Source organism: Sphingomonas sp. Ant20 (genome assembly GCF_000783375.1).
GTDB classification, from domain to species: Bacteria; Pseudomonadota; Alphaproteobacteria; order Sphingomonadales; family Sphingomonadaceae; genus Sphingomonas; species Sphingomonas aerolata.
The window spans coordinates 1-7,572 of record NZ_JRVI01000223.1; the positions used below are offsets into that span (position 1 = coordinate 1).

General features: G+C 67.1%; 10 protein-coding genes and 1 tRNA gene. 3 read left to right on the forward strand and 8 right to left on the reverse strand.

Features of this window, described 5'->3' with window-relative positions; translation table 11 throughout:
• On the forward strand, nucleotides 1-397 hold a 397-nt coding region (locus NI18_RS18990; protein WP_037532301.1), incomplete at its 5' end, for a formate dehydrogenase accessory sulfurtransferase FdhD.
• Here NI18_RS18990 and NI18_RS18995 read toward each other — a convergent pair.
• The 4 genes from NI18_RS18995 to NI18_RS19010 form a co-directional block, all read right to left on the reverse strand.
• Nucleotides 376-452, reverse strand: a tRNA-Met gene (locus NI18_RS18995). The two genes, NI18_RS18990 and NI18_RS18995, sit on opposite strands and share 22 nt — an antisense overlap.
• Nucleotides 453-517: 65 nt before the next feature.
• Complete coding sequence (locus NI18_RS19000; protein WP_306286531.1) at nucleotides 518-1,039, reverse strand: 2'-5' RNA ligase family protein; 522 nt, start codon at nucleotides 1,037-1,039, stop codon at nucleotides 518-520.
• A gap of 133 nt (nucleotides 1,040-1,172) precedes the next feature.
• Nucleotides 1,173-3,020, reverse strand: a complete 1,848-nt coding sequence (locus NI18_RS19005; protein ID WP_107932838.1) for a potassium transporter Kup — start codon at nucleotides 3,018-3,020, stop codon at nucleotides 1,173-1,175.
• A gap of 311 nt (nucleotides 3,021-3,331) precedes the next feature.
• On the reverse strand, nucleotides 3,332-3,772 hold the full coding sequence (locus NI18_RS19010) for an Lrp/AsnC family transcriptional regulator (RefSeq protein ID WP_037532292.1): 441 nt from the start codon (nucleotides 3,770-3,772) through the stop codon (nucleotides 3,332-3,334).
• A gap of 127 nt (nucleotides 3,773-3,899) precedes the next feature.
• On the opposite strand from NI18_RS19010, the gene ald reads away from it, so the two are divergent.
• Both ald and NI18_RS19020 read left to right on the forward strand, forming a co-directional pair.
• Nucleotides 3,900-5,006 (forward strand): alanine dehydrogenase, encoded by a 1,107-nt coding sequence (gene ald, locus NI18_RS19015; RefSeq protein WP_037532307.1) that lies wholly within the window; start codon nucleotides 3,900-3,902, stop codon nucleotides 5,004-5,006.
• Nucleotides 5,007-5,058: 52 nt separating this feature from the next.
• Nucleotides 5,059-5,277 carry a DUF3072 domain-containing protein gene (locus tag NI18_RS19020; RefSeq protein WP_031440730.1) on the forward strand — a complete coding sequence of 73 codons (219 nt, stop codon included), beginning with the start codon at nucleotides 5,059-5,061 and terminating at the stop codon, nucleotides 5,275-5,277.
• A 78-nt stretch (nucleotides 5,278-5,355) separates the two neighbouring features.
• Here NI18_RS19020 and NI18_RS19025 read toward each other — a convergent pair whose 3' ends face one another.
• The 4 genes from NI18_RS19025 to NI18_RS19040 all read right to left on the reverse strand — a co-directional run.
• Entirely contained in the window at nucleotides 5,356-5,994 is a 639-nt protein-coding gene (locus NI18_RS19025; protein ID WP_037532310.1) for a hypothetical protein, read from the reverse strand.
• The gene (locus NI18_RS19030; protein ID WP_037532295.1) at nucleotides 5,994-6,428 is read right to left on the reverse strand and encodes a cytochrome c-type biogenesis protein; all 435 of its coding nucleotides are present in this window, start codon (nucleotides 6,426-6,428) and stop codon (nucleotides 5,994-5,996) included. The genes NI18_RS19025 and NI18_RS19030 overlap by 1 nt, the downstream gene beginning before the upstream one ends.
• Nucleotides 6,425-6,952: a redoxin family protein gene (locus tag NI18_RS19035; protein ID WP_031440727.1), complete on the reverse strand. Its 528-nt coding sequence runs from the start codon at nucleotides 6,950-6,952 to the stop codon at nucleotides 6,425-6,427. Before NI18_RS19035 ends, NI18_RS19030 begins: the two co-directional genes overlap by 4 nt.
• Nucleotides 6,949-7,572, reverse strand: a 624-nt coding sequence (locus NI18_RS19040; protein ID WP_037532298.1) for a cytochrome c-type biogenesis CcmF C-terminal domain-containing protein, incomplete at its 5' end; no start/stop codon positions are given. The genes NI18_RS19040 and NI18_RS19035, both read right to left, overlap by 4 nt.

Consider the following 7,572-nt stretch of genomic DNA (forward strand, 5'->3'; position numbering starts at 1 on the left):
GCCGCGCTGCGGGCTGCGCGCGCACCAGCCGCTCAACGCCGCGACGGGGGCGATCCATGCCGCCGCCGCCTGCGACCGGTCGGGAGCCGTGCTGGCCGCCTATGAGGATGTCGGGCGCCACAATGCGCTCGACAAGCTCGTCGGCGGGCTGGCGATCCGGTCGACCGAGCCGCCCGCCTTCATCCTCGTCACCTCGCGGATCAGCTTCGAGATGGTCGACAAGGCGCTGGTCGCGGGCGTGGCGATGCTGGTGGGGATCTCCGCGCCGACGAGTCTGGCGATCGATCACGCGCGCACGCACGGCCTGACGCTGCTGGCGCTCGCCCGCAGCGACGCGATCCTGGTCGTCAACGACCCGTTCGGTGTGTTTGAAAATGGTAGCGAAGGAGGGACTTGAACCCCCGACCCCAGGATTATGATTCCCGTGCTCTAACCAACTGAGCTACTTCGCCGTACCGTCTGCGGGGAAGCATTCTTCCCTGCGAGGCGCGGCCTATAGGAAGCGGATTCGAGGCGGTCAAGCAAACATGTGACGCGAAATCGCTTCCCAGGGGCCGCCGCGATACCACCAGGCGCCGAGCCCGGCGATTTCGACGTCCCGTGCCGCGAAGTCGCGCTGCAGATTGCCGAGCAGCAGCTTGGCGACCGACGGGTTGACCTTGTTCTGGATCGTGACGTGCGGACGCCAGCCGCCCGCGTCCTGCGGCGTCAGCATTCCCGTAAACGCATCGGCCAGCCGCACGCGGATCCCGACCAGTTCGGGCGATTCGATCCGGTAGGCGACACCACGCCCCAGCGACATCAGCCCGCCGATCCGCGCCCGCGGCGCCGGCAGCCCGCGCCTTTCCTGGTTCAGCCGGTGCTTCAGCTCGTCGAGCCCGGAGGGCGGCAGGTGGTGGAACAGCGTCAGGTGCGAATCGAGCTGGTTGCGCTCGGGCGGGAAATGCTCGCGCCGCATCGCGTCGAAGAACGCGGTGTCCTGGCGGCCGAACAGCGCGGTGACGATGATCGGGGCGACTTCGGTCGTGCTTGCCATCATGCAGATACCTCCCCGGCGCAGGCCGGGGTCCAGTTGGAAAGGTTGATGTAACTTCGTGTGACGTCCGCCATCGACGTTTCCCAACTGGGCCCCGGCCTTCGCCGGGGAGGTGCGGGGTGCCGACCGACTGAGATCAAATCTCGATCTGGCTGCCGAGCTCGACGACGCGGTTGGTCGGCAGGCGGAAGAATTCCATCGCGCTTTCGGCGTTGCGCAGCATCCATGCGAACAGCTTTTCGCGCCAGAGCATCATCCCCGGCTTGTCCGAGGCGAGCAGCGTCTGCCGCGAGAGGAAGAAGCTCGTGTCCATCATCTTGAAGTCCGCGCCACAGCTGTGCACCTGGCGCAGCGCGGCGGGGACGTCGGCATCCTCCATGAAGCCATAGCGCAGGATCAGACGGTGGAAGCCGTCGCCAAGCTCGTCGCGCACCGCACGGTCGTGCGCGGGCCAATAGGGCTGGCCGACGATCTTGACGGTCAAAAGGATGACGCGCTCGTGCAGCACCTTGTTGTGCTTGAGGTTGTGGAGCAGCGCGTGCGGCACGCCGTCGGAGGTCGAGGTCATGAACACCGCGGTCCCTGGCACGCGCGACGCGGAGTTCGCCGCCGAGCCGATGAACACCTTGATCGGCATCGCCGCCTCGCGCATCCGGTCGATCATCAGCTGCCGCCCCTTCGACCAGGTCGTCAGGAAGGTGAAGATGATGAGGCCGATCAGCAGCGGGAACCAGCCGCCATCGGGCACCTTGGTCAGGTTCGCCGCCAGATAGGCGCCGTCGACAAGGAAGAAGATCGCGAGCAACGGGATCGCGGCGATCTTCGGCCAGTTCCACAGCCGGAACAGCACCACGCCGAGCAGGCAGGTGTCGATCAGCATCGCCCCCGTCACCGCGATGCCATAGGCGCTGGTCAGGTTCGACGAGGTGCGGAAGAACAGCACCAGCAGGATCACCATCACCATCAGCGCACCGTTGACCAGCGGGATGTAGATCTGGCCCGCGGTCGCGGCACTGGTATGCTCGATCCGCAGCCGCGGGATGAAGCCGAGCTGGATCGCCTGCTGCGTGACCGAGAACGCGCCCGAGATCACCGCCTGCGACGCGATCACCGCGGCCATCGTCGCGAGGAGGACGAGCGGCAGCTGGAGGCTTTCGGGCGCGAGATTGTAGAACGGGCTGACCAGCGCCGCCTGGCCGTCGCGGAACAGCAGCGCGCCCTGCCCCATGTAATTGAGGATCAGCGCGGGCAGGACGAAGAACAGCCAGGAGATGCCGATCGGCCGGCGGCCGAAATGCCCCATGTCCGCATAGAGCGCCTCCGCGCCGGTGACCGCGAGCACCACCGAGCCGAGCGCGAGGAAGGCGCGGGTCGGATCGATCAGGAAGAACTCGACCGCATAATGCGGGGAAAAGGCCCAGAGCACGCCCGGCGTCTGGATGATGCTGAGGATGCCGAGCACCGCGATGACGCTGAAATACACCAGCATGATCGGCCCGAACACCATGCCGATTCGCGCGGTGCCGCTCTTCTGGACCCAGAACAGCGCGATCAGGATCGCGATCACGATCGGCAGGACGAGCCCGGCAAAGCTCGGCGCGGCGACCGCGAGCCCCTCGACCGCGGACAGCACCGAGACTGCCGGCGTGATCATGCTGTCGCCGTAGAACAGCGCGGTCGCGAAGACGCCGAGCAGGATGATCCCCTTGCTCCAGCGCCGCGTCTTGGTCTTGCCGGAGACGAGCGCGAGCAGCGCGAGACTGCCGCCCTCGCCCTTGTTGTCCGCGCGCATGATGATGATGACGTATTTCACCGTCACGACGATCATCATCGACCAGAACATCAGGCTGATGACGCCCATGATGTGCGCCGAATCGAGCGCGAGCTTGTGGTGCCCCGCAAAGGTCTCGCGGAATGCGTAGAGCGGGCTCGTGCCGATATCGCCGAAGACGATGCCGATCGCGCCAAAGGCGAGTTTCAGCATGCCGTCCGCATGATGGTGGCCGGTATCCGGATCGAGACCGGCGGGGGGCACGGTCGAGGCCGCGGCTGTGGGATCGACGCTCACTGGACGGTGAATCGACCCGGAAGTGCAGCAATCATCATCGAAATTCCGATTTCACCCTGTGCCCCAAGCTGGCGCATTTAGCATGGGGGTTGGAGAGCGGCAACGGGACCGCCGGCAACGTGGATTAACCGGGGCTGATCATGCCGCTTCGCCTGTTTGAGGCAGGACGCTATCGGTAACGGGCATTGCCGTGCTTGGCCCTGGAGTCCTGCATACGCAGGAAAACGTCAGCGCGTGACGACTTCGCGAATCACGAAATGCGACGCCAGCCGCGTGACGCCGGGCAGTTGCGACAGCGTCTCGCGGTGGATCCTCTCGAACGTCTCGCCGCGGCGGAGCTCGACATGCAGCATGTAATCCGCCTCGCCGCTCATCAGGAAGCATTGCACGACCTGCGGGCATCGCACGATCTCCGCCTCGAATGCCGCCATCGTCTCCTTGCGCTGGTCGCGGAGCGTGACGTTGACTAGGACGATGCTCGGATCGCCGCGGGCCGCGCGCGACAGGACCGCGCGGTAGCCGGTGATCGCGCCGCTCTCGCGCAGCTGCGAAACGCGGCGGTGCGCCGCGCTCGGCGACAGGCCTACCGCCTCGCCCAGCTCGGCACTGGTCAGGTCGGAATTGGCGGCCAGCAGGTCCAGGATCCTGCGCTCGATCGTGATACTCACAAATTTCCCGCTTTGTCGTTCGTCGATGCAATATTTTCCCAAATCCGATAAGGCAGCGGGACGGCTTTGCGAACCCTTCCCGGTCGATGCGCGCTACACTGCGGTCAAAGATAATGGAGTGGAAATGATGCGCGTCGGTGTTCCCAAGGAAATCAAGAATCACGAATATCGCGTCGGCCTGACCCCGCCGTCGGTCGCCGAGCTGGTCGCCGCGGGCCATGAGGTCGTCGTCGAGACCCAGGCCGGGTCGGGCATCGACTTCGAGGACCAGGATTATGTCGACGCGGGCGCGACGATCCTGCCGACCGCCGCCGCGGTGTTCGCCGCCGCCGACATGATCGTGAAGGTCAAGGAGCCGCAGCCGGTCGAGATCGCGATGCTCGAACCGCGCCACCTGCTCTTCACCTATCTCCACCTCGCCGCGGACAAGCCGCAGGCCGAGGGGCTGATGAAGTCGGGCGCGACCTGCATCGCGTACGAAACCGTCACCGACCATCGCCGCGGCCTGCCGCTGCTGAAGCCGATGTCCGAGGTCGCGGGCCGCATGTCCGTGCAGGTCGGCGCGCATTATCTCGAGAAGGAACAGGGCGGTCGCGGCGTCCTGCTCGGCGGCGTCCCCGGTGTCGCGCCTGCCAAGGTCGCGATCCTCGGCGGCGGCGTGTCAGGCGTCAACGCCGCGCAGATGGCGGTCGGCATGCGCGCCGACGTGACGATCTACGACATTTCGAACGATCGCCTTGCCGAGCTCGACATGTTCTTCTCGAGCCAGATCAAGACCGCCTATGCCTCGAAGGCCGCGATCGCGGCGGCGGTGAAGAATGCGCATCTCGTCATCGGCGCGGTGCTCGTGCCGGGCGCGGCAGCCCCCAAGCTCGTCACGCGCGAGATGCTGAAAACGATGAAGCGCGGTTCGGTGCTGGTCGACATCGCGATCGACCAGGGCGGCTGCTTCGAGACGAGCCATGCGACGACGCATGAGGATCCGGTGTTCGAGGTCGACGGCGTGATCCATTACTGCGTCGCCAACATGCCCGGCGCGGTCGCGCGCACCTCGGCCTTCGCGCTGAACAACGCGACGCTGCCGTTCGCACTGAAGCTCGCCAATCTGGGTGCGGAGGCCGCGATGAAGGCTGACCCGCATCTCGCCAACGGGCTCAACGTCTACAAGGGCAAGATCGCGTACAAGGCGGTCGCGGATGATCTGGGTTTACCTTACGAAGCTTGGTCGAATTAAGCGGGAACGGATGCGGAACACGGGGGTTGGACAGGCGGAAGGAATTTCACGCATGTCCGACACACCGAACCCCAAGTCCGAGCCCTTTTCGAACGCCGAGAAGGATCCGCACGACTGGACGACCGGCGACGAGAAGATGACCGGCGCACAGGCCAGCTATCTGAAGACGCTGTCCGAAGAGGCGCATGAGGAATTCGACGAATCGCTGTCGAAGGCCGATGCCTCGCTCAAGATCGACGAGCTCCAGGGCAAGACCGGCCGCGGCCAGTAAGCCCTTTTGCGGCACGGAACGGGACCCAGGATCCCCGGCATCGCGCCGGACGATCCGGGTCCCGTTTTGCGTCAGTGATCAGCTCGCCGGTGGGGCGTCCTGTGCGGCCATGACCTGATCGAGCAGCGCGAGGCGGACCGCGATCTCGTCGTGATAGGACACGCTTTTCGGGGTCAGCGCGAGCGCGCGGGCCCAATAGGGTCGTCCCGCCGCGAAATTGCCCGACCGGACATAGGCGAGGCCGAGGAAGAAGGGCGGCGCCGGGTGGCGCGGTGCGATCCGCATCGCCTGCTGGAACGCGAACAGCGCCGGCGGCGAGACCTGATCGCCGTCATGCGCGGCCAGCGCATTGGCAAGCCCGGTCCACAGGACGAGGCTTTTCGGCGCGACGCGGATCCCGCCGAGCAGGACCTTCACCGCGGCGCGGCGCTCGCCGATCCGCGTCATCGCATCCGCCGCGACCAGATAGGCGGCGGCACCGGTATAGCGTTCGAGCATCTTGTCGCGCAGCTCGATCATCGACCCGTCATCGGGCGTGATCGTCGTGCCCGTGACGACCGGATGCCCGGCAAGCTCAGGCTCGCCCTGCAGCGCATAGCCCGCCGCGCCGAGCATCAGCGCGGCGGCGACCATCGACCAGAGCAGCCGGTCGACCCTCAGCACCGCCAGCAGCGCGAACGCCCCGACCGCGATGATCCCGAGCCAGAGCCAGCCCATCAGCGCGTCCTCCGGCGGAAACTCGACCGCGCGATCCACAGGCCGATCGCCAGCAGCGCGATCGGCGCCAGCCACAGCGGCCAGGTCAGCCCCGACAGCGGCGGGTCATAGGTCACATAGTCGCCATAGCGCGACACCAGCCAGTCACGGACCGAAGCGGGCGTCTCGCCGCGCGCGATCCGTTCGCGGACCAGCGCGCGCATGTCGGCGGCCATCTCGGCATCGCTGTCGGCGATCGACTGGCCCTGGCAGACGAGGCAGCGCAGCGTCTCCATCAGCGCCTTGGCGGAGGCTTCCTTGGCAGGGTCGGCGAGCTGGACATTGGCGTAATGCGCGGGCGGCGTGACGGGCTGCGCGGCGGCGGGCGCGGTGCAGAACAGCAGCGCCGCGACCGTCGCGCCTGCCGCCAGCGCAAGGCTTGACCGCCCGCTCATCGGGCTTCCCTGACGGCCTGGACGATCTCGCCGATATTGTCCTCGCGGATGTCGCCGATGATCTGCTTGACGACGATCCCGCGGCCGTCGACCACGAAGGTTTCGGGCACGCCCGACGAGCCGAGCGCGAGCTGGACCCGGCTCGCGGTGTCGCTGCCGATCCGCGCATAGGGATCGCCGTTGCGGCGCAGGAAGCCGGCGATCGCGGGCGTCGTGTCGCGGATCGCGATCGCGTCGATCGGGATGCCCATCGTCTTCAGCCGCATCAGGTGTGGCGCCTCGGCGATGCAGGGCACGCACCAGCTGGCGAACACGTTGAGCAGCCGCGGCTGACCGCCCTTGAACGAGGCGCTGGTCAGCCCCGGCTTGCCCGGCACCATCGCGGGCAGCGCGAAATCGGGCAGCGGCTTGCCGACCATCGCCGAGCGCACGACCTTGTCCGCCGGCCGGAACAGCCCGCTCGCCACCACCGCGAACAGCAAGGCGAAGATCGCCAGCGGCGCCCAGAGCGCGAACCGCTTCATGCCCAGGCCGCCCGGACTGCGCTGCGCCGTTCGCGACGCAGCCGCCCGACCAGCGACAGCGCGCCGCCCAGCGCGATCAGCACGCCGCCGAACCAGATCAGCGTCACGAACGGCTTCCACCACAGCCGCAGCTGCCACCGCCCCTGCCCGTCGGGCTGGCCGAGCACGGTATAGAGCTGGCCGTCGAGCGCGGTCAGGATCGCCGATTCGTTCGTGCTGGTCGGCGGATTGGCGAAGAAGCGAAGCTGCGGGTGGAGCCGCGTGCTGTCATCGCCGCGCGTCGCGGTCAGCTGCGCCTCGAGCGCGGACCAGTTCTCGCCGATCACCGGCGAGATCCCGTCGAGCGTGACGCTATAAGGCCCCACACGCGCCGATTGGCCTGCGCGCACCGCGACCAGCGTTTCCCTGGTGAACGCGCTGTCCGACGCCATGCCTGCCAGGCTGACCGCGATGCCAAGATGCGCGAGGACCATGCCATAGGTGAACATCGGCGTGCGCCGGAGATTGCGCTTCCAGAGGGGCGCAACGCTCGCCACGGCGAGGCCTGCGGCGAGGCTGAGCCCTGCCCAGGGCAGCACGCCCGGCCAGACGAACAGCAGCGCGACTGCCGCCGTCGATGA